Here is a 16108-nt window from a genome sequence, read left to right as displayed (position 1 = left end):
CGCCATAGATTTGCTGATCCTCTCGATGGAGGCTCGCCATGATCTCAATCACCCGTCGCTTGTTCCTGTCGCTGGCAGTCGCCCTCGCACCGGCTTCCGCCATCGCCCATCACGGCTGGGGTGGATACGATACGTCGAAATCGTTCACCGTCACCGGCAAGATCCTGAAATCGACCTTCGAGAACCCGCATTGCGAGATCGAGATGGAGGTCGGCGGCAAGCACTGGCACTTCGTCCTGGCGCCGCCGGCGCGCATGCAGGCGCGGGGCGCGACTGCTGACCTGATCGCCGTCGGCAAGACCTGCACCGTGTTCGGCTATCCCCATACCAGCAAGCCGGACGAGGCGCGGATCGAGTACATCGTGCTCGAAGGCAAGCGCATCGAATTGCGGTAGGGCGGCGTGGAGCATCAGGCAGTCCCATCGATTTTCCTGACTTTGCAGGAAAGCGCGCTGGGCCATGCGATGCGCTCTTCACCCGCGCTCTATCCCGCGGTCGAGATCCTGCACATCATCGGCTTCGTGGTGCTGGTGGGGTCGATCCTGGCGCTCGATTTGAGGATGCTGGGGCTCGGGCGCGCGATTGCGATCCCACCGATGGCGCGATTGCTGTTGCCGTTGTCGCGCGCCGGCTTTGTGCTCGCGATCAGCATGGGATTTTTGCTGTTCTCCGCCGATGCATCGCATGTCGTGAAAAACCCGGCGTTCCAAAGCAAGCTGCTGCTGATTGCGGCGGCGCTGGTCAACGTCGTGATCGCGCATTCAGGCCCATGGCGTCATGTTGAGAGCTGGCATGACAAAGCCTCCGGCGGCGCCAAAGCCACGGCGCTGATCTCGCTTGTGCTGTGGCTCGGTGCGATCTGCGCCGGCCGCCTGATCGCGTATTTCTGATGGAGGCCGCCATGCGTCGCATGCGTTTTGCCACCTTCGCGCTCCTTCTCGGCTTCTGTAGCGCCGCAGAGGTCGCCGACGCCGACGACGCGGCCGATGCCTGGAAGGCCTTGCGGGCAGGCGGCCACGTCGCCCTGATGCGTCACGCCGATGCGCCGGGTGGCTTCGGCGATCCGCCGGGATTCCGCGTCGATGATTGTGCCACGCAGCGCAACCTCAGCGAAAAGGGGCGGGCGGATGCGGCAAAAATTGGTGTGCAGCTCAAAAGGGAAGGGATTGCATTCGAGAAAATCCTGAGTTCGCCGTGGTGCCGATGCATCGACACCGCCAGGTTGCTGAACCTGGGCACAGTCGAGACCGCGGCCACGTTCGGCAATGTCGTGGTGCTGCGAGATCAAAGAGAGGCGCTCACCACCGGCGCTCGCGCGCTCATCGCCAAATGGGCCGGGCGCGGAAACCTGCTGGTCGCGACGCATGGCGCGAACATTCAGGCGCTGACCGGTATCTCGCCCGCCAGCGGCGAGATCGTCGTTATCAAAGGCGGCAACGACCGCGCCGAACCTGTCGGTCGCCTGCTTCTCGATTGATGGCTGGCGAGAATTATCGCGCGTCCGCCTCGCATCTTTGTTGCGGTAACGGTTCCAGTTGGCGATCACGGCCTCATATCTGAGCGCCTTCGCTGCAGTCTGGGTGGGCGCGCCTTCGCCTTGCGTCCCATGGGTCTTCGTATCTGGAAAAACGATAAAGTATCCGAGCAGACCGACGACCATCGTCCCGTAGATCAGGAAGGCCGTTGTCAGCCAGCACCGTGAATTGGTCCGGCGCTCTTTCTGTGGGAATGAGCTTTCCATGTTGGGAAATCCATCTGTCAGCCCCGGGCGTTTATGGACCCACCCGAAGCATTGCGCTGTGAACTGGATCACGAAGGGCATATTTCAACGACGCCGCGCTACGCGGCCGGCGCAGGCTGCAGGGCATGCGGCTAATTGCGCTTCGCCGAATAAACAAATGATTGGTCGTCGTAGTCATCCGTCGCAAGTTTGTTCACGTCACCCGCAAGCTCCTTGAGCGACATGATGCCACCGACGACGTTTGGATGATTCTTTGCAGGAAGTGGCGCTCGCGTGGTGGCGGCTGTCGCGACGACCGCGAGCAGAGCGACAGCTACGAAACCAGTAATCGTTCGATGCTTCGTCATAGGAAATCTCCGTTCCCCAGCCCATGACTGTACGTCAAGGGAACAACGGCGTGGTTCAACGTCAGGCCGATAAAATGAAGGGCAGGATCGGTGTCGAAAATTGCGGCCGAGATAACAGGACCTGGCGTACGCTTGATGCGGGTAAGCATGCCACACTGTGCGGCAAGCGGGACACATTCGGGAGCCGCGCTTGTTCGAGGCAGTGATCGCGGATCGTCTGGAAGAGCCGTTCATCGGGTGAGAGATCGAAAGCGGTGCCCGACAGGCCGCGAGAACGCGAAACTGTATCCACCGTCATTGCGAGCGAAGCGAAGCAATCCATGTCCCGGCACAAAGAAGAATGGATTGCTTCGCTTCGCTCGCAATGACGCGGAGAGGCTGCGACGTACCGGATCGCCCGGTCGAGCCGGCCGATGACAGGGCTGTTTGAAAACTGAATCGGAAATGCCGCCTACTTCTCCACATGCTGCCCGACGAACGACGCCAGCGGCTGGCCTTGCTCGACGATATAGGTCGACAGCATCCGTCCCGTTTCCGGACCGAGGTCACGCGCATTGTGCGGAGTCCGCGGCGGGATGAGGAAACCGTCGCCGGCGCGCAGGATGACGGTGGGACGTCCCTCGACCTTCATCTCGACCTCGCCAGCGATGATGTAGCCGACCTCTTCGCCGGGATGGACGTGCCATCCGGATTCGACGCCTGCGGGAATCTCCGTCTCCGCCTGCACGATCTCGCGGCCTGGGATCGACGACGGCGCGCGCTGGATGATCCGCCGGACAAGTTTGCCGGCCAGGTCGTCGCGCGGCCGCTCGGATGCCGCCGAGGTTCGATCACTCGCGGCGCCCTGTGTCGTCTGAGCCGATGCCGGTGCGGCTGAAAGCATTAAGGCCAGCGCGAGCGCGGTCACCGGAATAAGGGAGAAGCTCTTGGATAGCGTACGCATTGCAAATCTCCATGATGGGTTGGTTGGATGCATCGGCGGCGAAATCGCCAGGACCTGCCGCCGATGCCTGTCGCACAAGTGCTGTTCATGCGGCCTGCTGCTGGCCGTGCTGTTCGTTGACGATGTAGTCGGCATACCAGTCCGGCCAGTTCTCGTCGTGCTTGCCGCCGTTCTGCTTCTCGTACTCGCCATGGGCGGCGGCCGCCCGGCGGAACGCGGCGGCGAGATCGGCCGACGAGGTGAACGAGGTGCCGTTGCCGTCGATGCGGCCGGGCAATCGCGCGGTGACTTCCTGCAGCAGCCAGCCATTGCCGTCGGGATCGCTGAACGAGGCATACGAACGATAGCTGCCGCGTGCCGGATCCGGGCCGCTCAGCCGGACCCGCCCGAACAGATAGGGCTCGTCCGTACCAACGTGCACATCGCCGCCGGCGTGAAACGCTTCACTGATCGCAACGCCACGGCCCAGCAACGCGTTGCGGGCGGCCTCGATGTCGGAGACGACCAAATAGAGGCCTTGCGCGGAGCCGGGCGCGGCGGAGGTGACGTTCTTGCCGAAGATCACCGAGGTGTTGGAGCCGGGCGGGGTGAACTGGATCACGCGGTAATCGTCGGGGCCGGCGAAATCGGCGTCGAGCCGCCAGCCGAGTTTTGCATAAAACTGCTTGGCGCGTTCGACGTCGGAGACCGGGATGACGACGATTTCGAGCTTCAGGTCGACCGCCGGCGCATTCGAGGTCTGGCTTGCAGATGTGGTGGTCATGGCTTTTCTCCTCTGATTAGATCGTGTGCGATATATTCGCGTGCGGTCTATAAATACCCCCGGGGACCCGACTGTCAACCCTTCCGATTTAATCGGATGCGATATATATGGATGCGAGACTTCACATGTTCGTGTCGAAAAGGACGACCTCGATGAAATCGAATGATGGTCCCAAATCCGGTCAGGCGGCCGGTTCCAGGGAGAATTCCCGAGATAATTCCAAAGACAATTCAAAGGCTCCCCAGAGGGCGACACCGCCGGGGGCCGACCGGCGCCTTGGCGATTTCCTGTGCTTTGCGATCTACTCGGCCAACCTCGCCTTCGGCCGGGCTTACCGGAAGGGCCTTGAGGATCTCGGCCTGACCTATCCGCAATGGATCGCGATCGTGGCCTTGTGGGAGCAGGACGGCCAGACAGTGAGCGAGCTTGGCGAAAAGATGTTCCTGGAATCCAACACGCTGACGCCGGTCCTGAAAAAGCTCGAGGTCATGGGCTATCTGCACCGCCAGCGCGATCCTGCAGACGAGCGGCAGGTGCGCATCAGCCTCACCGAGGCCGGTCGGCTTCTGCGCGAGAAGGGCATGCACATGAACCTCGTCGCCTCGACCGGATTGAAGCCGGACGAGTTCGCGCGGCTGCAGGAAACTGTCGTCACGCTGCGCGACAATCTGATCAAGGCAACGGCGGAGGAGGCGTGACGGTGCGCTCGATCGGCGCTTCGATGCGATCGGCCGTCGGCGACGCATAAAGGGGAATTTGCGATGAATGTTGCGCCACACGAGGGCTCGCTTCGTGGACGTATCGCCGTCGTGGCAGGCGCGACGCGCGGCGCCGGCCGCGGCATCGCTACAGCGCTCGGCGAGGCCGGCGCGACGGTGATCTGCACCGGCCGCAGCAGCACGCGCGCCGATGCCCCGACGCGATCCGACTATGACCGGCCCGAGACGATCGAGGAGACAGCCGAGCTTGTGACCACACTCGGCGGCAAGGGCGTCGCCATCGCCGTCGACCATCTCGACCCGGCGCAGGTCGCGGCGCTGGCCGAACGCATCCGCGCCGAGCACGGCCGCATCGACGTGCTCGTCAACGACATCTGGGGTGCCGAAGTGCTGAAAGGTGCCCCGCCGCAATGGAACACGCCGATCTGGAAGCTTGACCTGCAGAAGGGCTTGCGGATCCTGCGGCTCGGCATCGAGACGCATCTGGTGACGTCGCATTATCTGCTGCCGCTATTGGTCGCGCAGCCCGGCGGCCTGCTCATCGAAGTCACCGACGGCACCGCCGACTACAACGCGCAGCATTACCGGATCTCGGTGTTCTATGACCTCGTCAAGCAGAGCGTGAATCGTCTTGCGTTCTCGCAAGGCCACGAACTTGACCCCCACGGGGCAACGGCGGTGGCGATCACGCCGGGCTGGCTGCGCTCCGAGATGATGCTGGAGAATTTCGGCGTCACCGAAACGAACTGGCGCGAGGCGCTAACGGAGCGGGGAGGCGGCCGGCCACCGGCGCCGCCCGATTTCGCGCTGTCGGAATCGCCGCGCTATGTCGGCCGTGCCGTGGCTGCGCTTGCTGCCGATCCTGATCGTGGCAAGTGGAATCAGAAGTCGGTAAGCTCCGGCGAGCTCGCCCGCCACTATGGTTTTACCGATATCGATGGCTCGCGGCCCGACATCTGGCGCTACACCGCCGAAGTCCGGGAGGGCGGCAAGGTGGCAGACCCTGGCGACTACCGCTAGGGTTGTCGTGCACTTGAGTGAGAATGAAAGTAGCAGCCTGATGTCCGACAGCCCTGGCCATCCCCTCGATTATCCGATCTGGACCGCACTGACGACCACGCAGCAGGCGTTGGCCGAAGGCGATGCCCGCGCGTGGCGCTATCCGACAGAGATCACGCCGTTCGCCGCGACGGCGGACATGTCGCCCGAAAGCTTTGCAGCGCTTCGTGCGCTGATGTCGCCGCAGGACATCGCCGTGCTGTTCACGCCGGATGCCGTGAACCCGCCTGCCGGATTCAAGGTCGCGCTGGCGGACACCGGCGAGCAGATGATCGGGACGCCGGTTGAAACGCCGGCCAACGGTGTCGATATCGTCACCCTCGGTGTCGAGGACGTTCCAGCAATGATCGAACTGACCGCGCTCACCAAGCCCGGGCCGTTCAGCGCGCGGACCCATGAACTCGGCACGTTCCTCGGCATCCGCGTCGATGGCCAGCTTGTCGCGATGGCCGGTGAGCGGATGAAGCCCGCTCACTACACCGAGATGACCGCCGTCTGCGTGCATCCATCCCACCGCGGCCGCGGTTACGGGCAGATGCTGCTATCCGCCGTCTCCCGCCAGATCGTGGCGCGCGGCGAAACTCCCTTCCTGCACGTCTTCACCAGCAATCACTCGGCGATCGCGCTCTACCGGCGGCAGGGGATGGAAATCCGCCGCCGTCTCCACGTGACGGTGTTGAAGAAAGAGGATTGATGGTCCAGCGATGCCCACCCTGACCGATATCACCTCACGCGTTGCGGGTGCCGTTCGGCCCCCGATCTGGGCCGGGATCCTGGCCGGCGGCCGCCTTGGTCAGCCTGTCGATATAATGGATCCAGCCCTTGGCGTGGCTCGCCTGGTGAGCGGCGCTGGGAAGCCCGCTATGGGTCATGCGCAGCAATGTGCCGCCATCGTGCTCGATCAGGTCGATTTCGATCAGGCCCGATCCCGGCGGCACCTCCTCATTGCCTTCCCAGCCAAAACTGTAGGCGAGGCGATGCACCGGCACCACCTCGCGGAACGTGCCGCGCGCCGTCGCGCTGCCGACGCCCTTCAGAAGGTACAGTCCGCCCGGATGCATCTCCGTCACGGCCTCGCTGCCCATCCATTGCACGATCTTCTCTGGGTCCGTCAGGAAGGCGAACACGCTGGCGCGCGGTGCGGCGATCTGGGTCTCGCGCTGGACCACAAACGATTCAGGCATCAAAAACCTCGCTACTTATTGGCATCAGGGGCGCTGCAACCGTGCCAACATATGCCGGCGCGGGAATTTACCAAGTGCCGATGACGATAATGAATTGCCCCTGCCATAGGATCGGACCATGCAACTGAGTTCGACGCTGACATGGCTGGTCGATGCGGCCGGCGTGTCGCCGGGCGCTGACCGGTTCCTCGCCGAACTCGGCACGCGCTTGATCGCGGACGACATGCCACTCGCCGGCGGCGCGCTGACGCTCGCCGTGCCGCACCCGATCATCGCCCGCCGCACCTGGCTATGGCGGGCCGGGAACGGTGAGGTGATCGAGGCGGTGGGATTTGCGCCGGTGGGATTTGGCGGCGCGGCGAGTTCGTCGGGCGATGCAGGCCGGAGCTGGCTGGCCGGGCTCGCGGGCGGAGCGGTGCATGAAAACAGCGTTGGCGCGGGAGAAGGCGGGCCGGTGCTTGGCTGGATCGGGCCGCGCCGGTTCACGGAAACGGAAGCCAATCGATTGCGCGAGGCCGCCCGCTTTGCTGCAGCGCCGCTCGCCGCGCTCTCGGCGCGCGCGACGCTGTCGGCCGCGCTCGAGGCCTATCTCGGCCGGCGCAGCGCCGCGCGCGTGCTGGCGGGGCCGCTGCGGCGCGAAGTCGGCGAGACCATTCGGGCGGTGTTGCTCTATGGCGATCTGCGCGGCTTCACGGCGCTGTCTGAATCCGAGCCTCCCGCTGCCGTCATCGCCGCCCTTGGCGGCTGGTTCGACTGCATCGGCGGCGCCGTCCACGCCTTTGGCGGCGAGGTGTTGAAATTCATCGGCGACGGCGTGCTCGCGATCTTCCCGGTCGGCGACAAGCCGCGCGACGCCTGCGACGCTGCGCTGCGCGCGGTTGCTTCCGCGAAAGCCGGAATGGCGCATCTCGATACGAGCCGGCGAGAGCAGGGGCTGCCGCCGCTGGCGTTCGGCGTGGCGTTGCACCTTGGCGAAATTCTGTGGGGCAATGTCGGCGCGGCCGACCGGCTGGATTTCACCGCGATCGGTCCTGCGGTGAATCTGGTCAGCCGGCTCGAAGGGCTCTGCCGTCCGCTCGGCCGTACGGTCCTGATCTCGGGCGCGGTCGCCACTGAGACAAGCGCAACGCTGATGCCGCTGGGAACGCATGCGCTGCGCGGCATCGCATCTCCCTGCGCCGTTTACACCGCGCCGGACTACTAGGCGCAGTTCTGGAACCGCCGGGTCCATCACGAAAACGTTAAACCGATCGGTTGACTATCGATGCCGCGTGCCTATACTAAACCACATGGTTGAGTATTCGACACATCTCGATGCTGTTTTTCACGCGCTGGCGGACCCGACGCGCCGCGCGATGCTTGGTCATCTGGCCGAGCGGGAGCTCACGATCGGGGAACTGGCGACGCCATTCCACATGAGCTTCGCCGGCGCGTCGAAACATGTGCGGGTGCTGGAGAATGCCGGGCTGGTGAAGCGCACGATCCGCGGCCGCACCCATCTATGCCGACTCGAGGCGGCACGGCTCGCGGAAGCCGATGCGTGGCTGAAGCGCTACGAACGTTTCTGGAGCGCAAAACTCGACTCGCTGGAAGCCCTGCTGCGTGCAGAGGACGAGGCGAAAGCAAAGCAGGTGAAGGAGTAGACAATGAATGCAACGACAAAGCCCGATGCCTATGGCGAGTTGATCGAGCCGACCACGCTCAAGATCCAAAGGCTTCTGCCCGGCCCGATCGAACGCATCTGGGCCTATCTCACCGACAGCGAGCTGCGCCGCAAATGGCTCGCAGCGGGCGCGATGGAGATGAAGGTCGGCTCGCCCGTTGAGTTCGTCTGGCGCAACGACGAACTCAACGATCCTCCGGGCAAGCGGCCGGAGGGGTTCCCGGAAGAGCACCGGATGCAAAGCCGGATCACCGAACTCGAACCGCTCCGCAAGCTCTCGATCGCCTGGAACAACAGCGGCGACGTGACGTTCGAGCTGGAGCCGAAGGGCACGGGCGTGCTGCTCACCGTGACCCATCGCCGTCTGCCCGATCGCTCGACCATGCTCAAGGTCAGCGCCGGCTGGCACATGCATCTCGATATCCTGGTCGCCCGCGCCAACGACAAGGAACCGGCGCCATTCTGGGATGGCTGGGCCCGCCTGCAGCAGGAATACGATCGCCGGCTGCCGGCCTGACGAGCACGCAACAAGCATCTCAACAAACAGGAGACAGCCATGCAGACCAACGTCGTGTCAGCGCAAGAGTGGGAAGCCGCCCGCCAGAAGTTGCTCGTGAAGGAAAAGGAATTGACCCACGCCCGGGACGCCATGGCCGCCGAGCGTCGGCGGATGCCGTGGCTGGCCGTGGAGAAGGAATACAAATTCGAGGGACCTAAAGGCGAAGCGAGCCTGCGCGATCTGTTCGAAGGCCGCCATCAGCTCATCGTCTACCGCGCCTTCTACGAGCCCGGGGTGTTTGGCTGGCCCGAGCATGCCTGCCGCGGCTGCTCGATGGTGGCCGACCAGGTCGCCCACATCGCCCATCTCAACGCCCGTGACACCACGCTCGTGTTCGTTTCGCGCGCGCCGCAAGCGGACATTGCGCGCCTGAAGGCGCGAATGGGATGGGAGATGATCCCCTGGTACACCGTCACGGACAGCTTCGATGCCGACTTCGGCGTCGACGAGTGGCACGGCACCAACGTGTTCTTCCGCGACGGCGACAAAATCTACCGGACCTACTTCATCAACAACCGCGGCGACGAGCAGATGGGGGGCACCTGGAATTATCTCGACATCACGCCGCTAGGACGCCAGGAGGAGTGGGAGGATTCGCCCGAAGGCTATCCGCAAACCCAAACCTACAAGTGGTGGAACTGGCACGACAGCTACGTCGAAGGCGCCGCGCCCGACAAGAGGTGGGTCGAGGTGTCGGACGCCGGAGAGGCCGCGTTCCGGGAGCAGTCCGCGAGAGCAAAGCGATGAGCCATGCTTGCTCAGGCGGATCCGGCGGCGGCGCGCGCCGCCGGAACGCCGCCGCGCATCGGGTGGCCAATGGGCTCTATCTCGCGGCCGCGCCGACCTTTGCGATGATGGCGCTCCTGACGGGCGTCGTTGGCGGCGGCCCGTCGGACGCGTTGTGTTCGATCGCGGGCGCGTCACCGCTCGGCGGAATGGTCCCGATGTACTTGCTGATGAGCGTCTTCCATTCAGCGCCCTGGCTGAAGCTGGCGCTCACTCGGCCAGCGCCTCCTGGCGGCTGCGCCGGATCGCCGGGAATACCATCAGCAGAAACAGCACCGCGACGAGCGCGAGCAGCGTGGCGCTGATCGGGCGGCGCAGAAAGACCGAGAAATCGCCGTCCGCCAGCAGCATCGCGCGACGGAAGTTTTCTTCCAGTTGCGGCCCGAGCACGAGGCCGAGCAGCAACGGCGCCGGCTCGACGCCGACCTTGATGAAGAAGTATCCGATCAGCGCGCAGCCGAGCATCAGCCAGACATTGAACAAATTGTTGGCGAGGCCGAACGTGCCGATGCAGCAGAACAGCACGATCGCCGGAAACAGAAGCCGGTAGGGAATTTTCAGCATCGAGACCCACACGCCGATCAGCGGCAGGTTGATGATGATCAGCATCAGGTTTCCGACCCACATGCTGGCGATGACGCCCCAGACCAGTTGCGGTTGCTCGCGCATGATCTGCGGGCCGGGCTGGATACCCTGCATCATCAGCGCGCCGATCATCAGCGCCATCAGGGCATTGGCGGGGATGCCAAGCGTCAGCAGCGGGATGAAGCTCGTCTGCGCGCCCGCATTGTTGGCGGCCTCCGGTCCGGCGACGCCTTCGATCGCGCCCTTGCCGAAACGGGAGGGATCGCGGGCGAGTTTCTTCTCCAGCGCATAGGAGGAGAAGGGTGGCAGCGCGGCGCCGCCGCCTGGCAACACGCCGAGGACGGAGCCCAACACGGTGCCGCGAACCATCGCCGGGAAGGCGGCGCGAAGATCGGCGCCGCTCGGGATCAGGCTGCGGATCGACTGGCTGACGACGCGCATCACCGCCGGACGTTCAAGATTGGCAATGATCTCGCCGAGGCCGAACATGCCCATCGCGACCGGCACGAAGTCGAGCCCATCGGATATCTCGGCGATCCCGAAGGTCATCCGCGGCGCGCCCGAATTGACGTCGATGCCGACGAGGCCAAGCAGGATGCCGAGCAGCACCATCGCAAGCGACTTGGCGACGGAGCCGTGGGCGAGCACGACGGCCGCGATCAATCCGAGCACGAGCAGGCTGAAATATTCGACCGCGGTGAATTTCAGCGCCAGCGCGGCCAGCGGCAGGCTGAGCACGGCGATCACCACCGTAGCGACGGTGCCGGCAAAGAACGAGGCGATGGCGGCGATCGCGAGCGCAGTCCCGGCCTTGCCCTGCTTGGCCATCTCGTGGCCGTCGAGGCAGGTGACGACCGAGGAGGTTTCGCCGGGCACGTTGACGAGGATGGCCGTGGTCGAGCCGCCATACTGTGCGCCGTAGAAGATGCCGGCCAGCATGATCATGGCTGATGGAGGCGACAGGCCGAAGGTGAAGGGCAGCAGCAGCGCGATCGCCGGGATCGGTCCGATGCCGGGCAGCACGCCAATCGCGGTGCCGATGACGACGCCGATCAGGCAGAACAGCAAATTATTGAGCTGCAGGGCGGTCGTCAGCCCCATCAGGAGATTGTCGAAAAGCTCCATATCAGAACCATGCTCCAGGCCAGATCGGCACCGGCAAGGCCAGCGCCTTGACGAAGAGCAGCACCGCCGCCGCCGAGAGCCCCAGTGCGAAGAGTAAGGTTTCGATCGGCCGCGCTTCCCGCGTCGCGAGGCTTGCGATCAGGATCGCGGCGAACGACGACAGCGCAAGGCCGAAGCGCGTGGCGGTAAGCGCGAACACGGCAACCGACGCCGTGATCGCGAGCAGGGGCTGCAGGCGGACCGGCGCGATCCCGACAAACGGGCGGCGGATTCCGCGGATGCTGAACCAGAGTCCGAAGGCCAGCAGCATGATGGCGATGGCGCGCGGCATGTAGCCCGGCCCCATGTCGGCGGCAGTGCCGCCCGACAAAGTGCGCGTCGCCGCCAGCGCGATGCCGGCGACCGCGATCAGGAACAGCCCGAAGAGCACATCCTGCCAGTCCGTTCGACGGGCGTTCATCGCAAGCCTCGCATCGCAAGCCCAAGTTCGGGTCCCGTCATTCGCCCTTGATGCCGGCTTCGCGGATGACTTCTCCCCAGCGTTTGGTGGCGTCCTTCAGCCAGGTAGCCATCGCGTCCGGGGTGCCGGCGCGGACTTCGCCGCCCTGTTCGGCGATCTTGGCCTTGATCTCCGGTGACTCCAGAATCTTGCCGATCTCGGTATTGAGCCGCGCAATCACCGCCGGCGGCGTGCCGCTGGCCACCAGGATGCCCTGCCAGGTGCCGGCGTCGCCACCGGGCAGCTTGGCCTCCTTGAAGGTCGGCAGGTCGGGCGCGGAGGGGACGCGGTGCTCGCCGGTCACCGCGAGACCGACCAGTTGCTTGTTGGTCACGAAGGGAAGGGTTGCCGACGCGCCGTTGATGAGGGCGCCGCTCTCGCCGGCGACCACGGCGCGGGTCGCCGCCGCGCCGCCCTTGTAGGGCACATGCTTGAACTGGATGCCGAGCTCCTTCTGCATCACCACGGCGGTGATGTGATTGGCGCCGCCGACTCCGGAATTCGCCACCGCGAGCTTGCCGGGATTGGCCTTGGCATAGGCAATCAGTTCCGCCACCGTTTTGACCGGGATCGATTCATGCACGGCCAGCACATAGGGGCCGAACATCACCATCGTTACGGGGGCGAGGTCCTTCTCGAGATTATAGGTCAGGTTCGAAAACAGGCTGGGTGCCGTCGCCACGGAACCGACATCCGTCAGCAGCAAAGTCGTGCCGTCGGGCGTCGCCTTGGCGACGGCGTCCGCGCCGAGATTGCCGGCCGCGCCGGGCTTGTTCTCGACCACCACCGACTGGCCGATCGCCGCCGACAATTTCGGGCTGATCAGTCGCGCCAGGATGTCTGAAGTGCCACCGGGTGCATAGGGCACGATGATGCGCACCGCGCCGGTCGAAGTTTTGGGCGTAAACGACACCGGGCAGTTGGCTGAGCAGGATGGTTGCGGCGGCGGCAAGGGCGGCGCGGCGCCCGAAACGTGGAAGCATTTATTTTTCCTCCGATCGAAATTGCACAAGCGCTCTGCGGCGTCGCGCATCGCGGTCTTTGGCCGCGCTGGTGGCACGATAAGCGATCATCGATCCAATAGCGAACTAGAATGAGGATGGTCCGATACCAATTTTGGATCAAATCGTGGGATGCTATAGGGTAGCGAGGGCGGAAACCGTCGGTGCGATTGAGAAAAAGGGAGCGGTATGTTCGAACTGAGCCAGGTGCGCTGTTTCGTGGCTGTGGCGGAGGAGCTGCATTTCGGCCGCGCCGCCGCGCGATTGAACATGACGCAGCCGCCGCTCAGCCGGCAGATCCAGATTCTCGAACGGATCCTGGGCGTAAAACTGCTTCAGCGCGGCAATCGCCTGGTCAGGCTGACGCCAGCCGGCCAAAGCTTCCTCACCGAGGCGCGGCTGATCTTGACGCTCACGGAGAGCGCGGCCTTGCTGGCAAGGCGCGTCGCCGAGGGCAAGGCCGGCTCGGTCAATATCGGCTTCACCGCCGCATCTTCCTACAGTTATGTGCCCGAACTGGTGGCGGCCTGCCGCCAGCAGCTGCCGGATGTCGAATTGATCCTCAAGGAGATGGTCAGCGGCGACCAGCTCAAGCGGCTTGGCGCCGGCGAAATCGATATCGGCCTGCTGCGGCCGCCGATCCCGCGCACCGGTCTGCAATTCTTCCGGGTGAAGGCTGAACCGATGATCGCGGCCGTGCCGGCCGGGCACAGGCTGGCCGAGGCCGCGACGATCGGCCTTTCGGACCTCGCGGCCGAACCCTTCATCATGTACGCGCCCTATGAGGCCCGTTACTTCCACGACCTGCTGGTGGAGCTGTTTTCGCGCGCCGCGCTGGCGCCGGTCTATATCCAGCACCTCGCGCAGATCCATTCGATCCTGGCCATCGTGCATTCCGGTGTCGGCGTCGCACTGGTGCCGGAAGCGGCGGAGAATCTGCAGTTCAGTGGCGTCGCGCTGCGGCCACTGGCCGATCCGCAGCAACGCGCGGCCGAACTCTACTTCGTCTGGCGGGACGATAATGACAATCCGCTGTTGCCGGTGATCGCGGCGATCGCCCGCAACCTCGTGGGCGGCGCCTGAGTCATCCAATCAATGGATCATTCGATCCAGCAATTGGTCTGCCGCGGCATCGAGCCTGGTCTAATCCTGTGGCTTCCACAGCGAGGACCGCCACGATGAGCAGAATGACCCCGAAGGAGATGGCGCTGACGATCGGCAACGGGCTGTTGTCGTTTCCCGTCACGCCGTTCGACGCCTCCAACAAATTCGACGCCGTGCGCTATCGCTCCAATCTCGACTGGCTGTGCAGCTATGAAGTGGCCGGTCTGTTCGCGGCCGGCGGCACCGGAGAATTCTTCTCGCTGACGCCGGCGGAAGTCGTCGAGGTCGTGACCACTGCCGTGCAGCAGACCGCCGGCCGCGTGCCGGTGCTGGCCGGCGTCGGCTACGGCACGGCGATGGCGACCGAACTCGCCGGCGCCGTCGAGCGCGCCGGCGCCGACGGCATCCTGCTGCTGCCGCCCTATCTGGTGTTCTCCGAGCAGGCGGGACTGGCGGCGCATGTCGAGGCGGTCTGCAAGGCGACCAGCCTCGGCGTCATCGTCTACAACCGCGACAACGCCATCCTCACCGAGGATACGATCGCAAAACTTTGCGAACGCTGCCCGAACCTTGTCGGCTTCAAGGACGGCGTCGGCGACATCGAACAGATGACGCGCATCCATCTGCGCATGGGCGACCGGCTGACCTATGTCGGCGGATTGCCCACCGCCGAAACCTTCGCGTTGCCCTATCTCGAAATGGGCGTGACGACCTACTCCTCCGCCGTGTTCAACTTCGTGCCGGAGTTCTCAACCAAATTCTACGCGGCGGTGCGGCGGCGCGACCGCGAAACCGTCCAGGCGGGCCTGCGCGACTTCATCATGCCGCTGCTCGCGATCCGCAACCGCAAGCGCGGTTATGCGGTGTCGATGATCAAGGCCGGGATGAAGGTGATTGGCCGCGATTCCGGCCCGGTGCGGTCGCCGCTGACCGACCTGACATCAGGGGAAGTCGAGGAACTGTCTGTTCTGGTCAGCCGGCTGAAAGCAAGCGAGTTTGCCAGCCGATCGTTCGCAGCCGCCTGACGGCAATCTTGTGCTTGAAAAATTAGTCCGGGCACGCGTCAACCCGATAAGCACGATAATTCGGCAACAACCGGCGACATTACTCAACTTGCGACCTCGTTCACGGCTCTTGTCGCGTCGTTTTCGCGCAACGAGACACGCTTCGACAGGTGCGATCGGAGCACAAATATTCAGCATGGATGGACTTGTTGTCCGGGGGCGCCACGCCAAATTAGCGGACAGTATCTGTTACCAATGAACGCGTAATGTCGGAAGTCAGGTTGATTCAATCGATCGAGCGCGCGACCGCGATCCTCGAAATCATCGCACAAGAGGGTGGCGCCGCGCGGCTGCAGCATATTGCCGAGCACACCAAGCTCGGCAAGACGACCGCGCACAATCTTCTGAAGACGCTGGACGAGCTTGGCTACGTACACCGCCGCGCCGGAGATACGCGCTATCATCTCGGCGGCCGCATTCTCAATCTGGCGCGGATCGCCGGAGACGATGGCGCGCTTCGCAGCCGCCTGCGCCCGGCGCTCGAAGCCGTCGCAAGGCGCACCGGAGAGATGGTCTATCTCGCCGTCCCGAGCGGTGACGAAGTCTATTATCTCGATGCAATCGAACCGTCCCACGCCTTGAAGGCGGGCGCATGTCCTATCGGCGTACGCGAACCTCTGGAAGGATCGGCGGTCGGCCTCGTGTTCCTCGCCTTCATGCCTGGGCTCGGCAAGCGTGTCCTTGCCAGCCGTGCCGACGCGCTTGGTCCGCAGATTCTATCCGAGATCAAGACGGTGGCCACGCGCGGCTTCGCGCTCGATCTCGAGAATTACCAGCCGGGCCTCCACTGCGTCGCCATTCCCTGGCGCGAGGGTGGAGAGGTTCGTGCGAGCGTCGGGCTGAGCGGGCCATCGGCGCGCTTGTCGCCGCAGGCATTGACGGACATGGCCTGGATGATGATGAGGGAGGTCGAGCGCGCCTGAGTTCAGCATTGCTGAACATATGGCGTTTCCAGGTTTCGATCGT

The 16108-nt window shown here is 64.3% G+C and carries 22 protein-coding genes; 14 read left to right on the top strand and 8 right to left on the bottom strand.

The window, feature by feature from the left end; translation table 11 throughout:
* Nucleotides 1-38 precede the first annotated feature (38 nt).
* From V1294_RS24460 to V1294_RS24450, 3 genes are all read left to right on the top strand, one after another.
* Nucleotides 39-395, top strand: a complete 357-nt coding sequence (locus tag V1294_RS24460; RefSeq protein WP_334500681.1) for a DUF6152 family protein — start codon at nucleotides 39-41, stop codon at nucleotides 393-395.
* 69 nt (nucleotides 396-464) lie between these two features.
* Nucleotides 465-890, top strand: coding sequence for a hypothetical protein (locus V1294_RS24455; RefSeq protein ID WP_334500679.1), 426 nt, complete (start codon nucleotides 465-467; stop codon nucleotides 888-890).
* A gap of 20 nt (nucleotides 891-910) precedes the next feature.
* The gene (locus tag V1294_RS24450) at nucleotides 911-1477 is read left to right on the top strand and encodes a histidine phosphatase family protein (protein ID WP_334500677.1); all 567 of its coding nucleotides are present in this window, start codon (nucleotides 911-913) and stop codon (nucleotides 1475-1477) included.
* 395 nt (nucleotides 1478-1872) lie between these two features.
* Here the strand turns inward: V1294_RS24450 and V1294_RS24445 are convergent, their stop codons facing one another.
* From V1294_RS24445 to V1294_RS24435, 3 genes are all read right to left on the bottom strand, one after another.
* On the bottom strand, nucleotides 1873-2088 hold the full coding sequence (locus tag V1294_RS24445) for a hypothetical protein (RefSeq protein ID WP_334500674.1): 216 nt from the start codon (nucleotides 2086-2088) through the stop codon (nucleotides 1873-1875).
* A 451-nt stretch (nucleotides 2089-2539) separates the two neighbouring features.
* Complete coding sequence (locus V1294_RS24440; RefSeq protein ID WP_334500671.1) at nucleotides 2540-3031, bottom strand: cupin domain-containing protein; 492 nt, start codon at nucleotides 3029-3031, stop codon at nucleotides 2540-2542.
* A gap of 85 nt (nucleotides 3032-3116) precedes the next feature.
* Nucleotides 3117-3794 (bottom strand): VOC family protein, encoded by a 678-nt coding sequence (locus tag V1294_RS24435; protein ID WP_334479957.1) that lies wholly within the window; start codon nucleotides 3792-3794, stop codon nucleotides 3117-3119.
* 152 nt (nucleotides 3795-3946) lie between these two features.
* Between V1294_RS24435 and V1294_RS24430 the strand changes: the two genes are divergently transcribed.
* The 3 genes from V1294_RS24430 (at nucleotide 3947) to V1294_RS24420 (ending at nucleotide 6266) form a co-directional block, all read left to right on the top strand.
* Nucleotides 3947-4492, top strand: coding sequence for a MarR family winged helix-turn-helix transcriptional regulator (locus tag V1294_RS24430; RefSeq protein ID WP_334500669.1), 546 nt, complete (start codon nucleotides 3947-3949; stop codon nucleotides 4490-4492).
* A gap of 63 nt (nucleotides 4493-4555) precedes the next feature.
* A complete protein-coding gene (locus tag V1294_RS24425; protein WP_334500667.1) occupies nucleotides 4556-5533 on the top strand; it encodes an SDR family oxidoreductase in 978 nt (325 codons plus the stop codon).
* 40 nt (nucleotides 5534-5573) lie between these two features.
* Nucleotides 5574-6266: a GNAT family N-acetyltransferase gene (locus V1294_RS24420; RefSeq protein WP_334479964.1), complete on the top strand. Its 693-nt coding sequence runs from the start codon at nucleotides 5574-5576 to the stop codon at nucleotides 6264-6266.
* Between the two features lie 34 nt (nucleotides 6267-6300).
* Here V1294_RS24420 and V1294_RS24415 read toward each other — a convergent pair whose 3' ends face one another.
* The gene (locus tag V1294_RS24415) at nucleotides 6301-6756 is read right to left on the bottom strand and encodes an SRPBCC family protein (RefSeq protein WP_334479966.1); all 456 of its coding nucleotides are present in this window, start codon (nucleotides 6754-6756) and stop codon (nucleotides 6301-6303) included.
* 118 nt (nucleotides 6757-6874) lie between these two features.
* On the opposite strand from V1294_RS24415, the gene V1294_RS24410 reads away from it, so the two are divergent.
* The 4 genes from V1294_RS24410 to V1294_RS24395 all read left to right on the top strand — a co-directional run bounded on the left by V1294_RS24410 (nucleotide 6875) and on the right by V1294_RS24395 (nucleotide 9725).
* On the top strand, nucleotides 6875-7960 hold the full coding sequence (locus V1294_RS24410) for an adenylate/guanylate cyclase domain-containing protein (RefSeq protein WP_334479968.1): 1086 nt from the start codon (nucleotides 6875-6877) through the stop codon (nucleotides 7958-7960).
* 85 nt (nucleotides 7961-8045) lie between these two features.
* A complete protein-coding gene (locus tag V1294_RS24405; protein ID WP_334489647.1) occupies nucleotides 8046-8399 on the top strand; it encodes an ArsR/SmtB family transcription factor in 354 nt (117 codons plus the stop codon).
* A gap of 3 nt (nucleotides 8400-8402) precedes the next feature.
* Nucleotides 8403-8936: an SRPBCC family protein gene (locus tag V1294_RS24400; protein ID WP_334500664.1), complete on the top strand. Its 534-nt coding sequence runs from the start codon at nucleotides 8403-8405 to the stop codon at nucleotides 8934-8936.
* Between the two features lie 39 nt (nucleotides 8937-8975).
* On the top strand, nucleotides 8976-9725 hold the full coding sequence (locus V1294_RS24395; protein WP_334500662.1) for a DUF899 domain-containing protein: 750 nt from the start codon (nucleotides 8976-8978) through the stop codon (nucleotides 9723-9725).
* Nucleotides 9726-9801: 76 nt separating this feature from the next.
* On the opposite strand, the gene V1294_RS38100 is transcribed toward V1294_RS24395, so the two are convergent.
* From V1294_RS38100 to V1294_RS24375, 4 genes are read right to left on the bottom strand one after another with little or no spacing between them, the layout of a single operon-like run.
* Nucleotides 9802-9978 carry a hypothetical protein gene (locus V1294_RS38100; protein WP_442895379.1) on the bottom strand — a complete coding sequence of 59 codons (177 nt, stop codon included), beginning with the start codon at nucleotides 9976-9978 and terminating at the stop codon, nucleotides 9802-9804.
* Nucleotides 9975-11474, bottom strand: coding sequence for a tripartite tricarboxylate transporter permease (locus V1294_RS24385; RefSeq protein ID WP_334500660.1), 1500 nt, complete (start codon nucleotides 11472-11474; stop codon nucleotides 9975-9977). Before V1294_RS24385 ends, V1294_RS38100 begins: the two co-directional genes overlap by 4 nt.
* A 1-nt stretch (nucleotide 11475) precedes the next feature.
* Nucleotides 11476-11934 carry a tripartite tricarboxylate transporter TctB family protein gene (locus V1294_RS24380; protein ID WP_334479974.1) on the bottom strand — a complete coding sequence of 153 codons (459 nt, stop codon included), beginning with the start codon at nucleotides 11932-11934 and terminating at the stop codon, nucleotides 11476-11478.
* Nucleotides 11935-11971: 37 nt separating this feature from the next.
* The gene (locus V1294_RS24375; protein WP_334500657.1) at nucleotides 11972-12853 is read right to left on the bottom strand and encodes a Bug family tripartite tricarboxylate transporter substrate binding protein; all 882 of its coding nucleotides are present in this window, start codon (nucleotides 12851-12853) and stop codon (nucleotides 11972-11974) included.
* Between V1294_RS24375 and V1294_RS24370 the strand changes: the two genes are divergently transcribed.
* The 4 genes from V1294_RS24370 to V1294_RS24355 all read left to right on the top strand — a co-directional run bounded on the left by V1294_RS24370 (nucleotide 12846) and on the right by V1294_RS24355 (nucleotide 16065).
* Complete coding sequence (locus tag V1294_RS24370; RefSeq protein WP_334500656.1) at nucleotides 12846-13070, top strand: hypothetical protein; 225 nt, start codon at nucleotides 12846-12848, stop codon at nucleotides 13068-13070. The two genes, V1294_RS24375 and V1294_RS24370, sit on opposite strands and share 8 nt — an antisense overlap.
* Nucleotides 13071-13163: 93 nt before the next feature.
* Nucleotides 13164-14057, top strand: coding sequence for a LysR substrate-binding domain-containing protein (locus tag V1294_RS24365; protein WP_334500655.1), 894 nt, complete (start codon nucleotides 13164-13166; stop codon nucleotides 14055-14057).
* Between the two features lie 95 nt (nucleotides 14058-14152).
* A complete protein-coding gene (gene kdgD, locus V1294_RS24360) occupies nucleotides 14153-15103 on the top strand; it encodes a 5-dehydro-4-deoxyglucarate dehydratase (RefSeq protein ID WP_334500653.1) in 951 nt (316 codons plus the stop codon).
* 260 nt (nucleotides 15104-15363) lie between these two features.
* Nucleotides 15364-16065, top strand: coding sequence for an IclR family transcriptional regulator (locus V1294_RS24355; RefSeq protein ID WP_334500651.1), 702 nt, complete (start codon nucleotides 15364-15366; stop codon nucleotides 16063-16065).
* Nucleotides 16066-16108: the final 43 nt, after the last annotated feature.

Origin of the sequence: Bradyrhizobium sp. AZCC 1678 (genome assembly GCF_036924765.1) — a bacterium.
In the GTDB taxonomy this organism is placed as follows: Bacteria; Pseudomonadota; Alphaproteobacteria; order Rhizobiales; family Xanthobacteraceae; genus Bradyrhizobium; species Bradyrhizobium algeriense.
The sequence above is the reverse complement of the archived record's forward strand: the minus strand, read 5'-3'. Positions and strand labels throughout refer to the sequence as shown.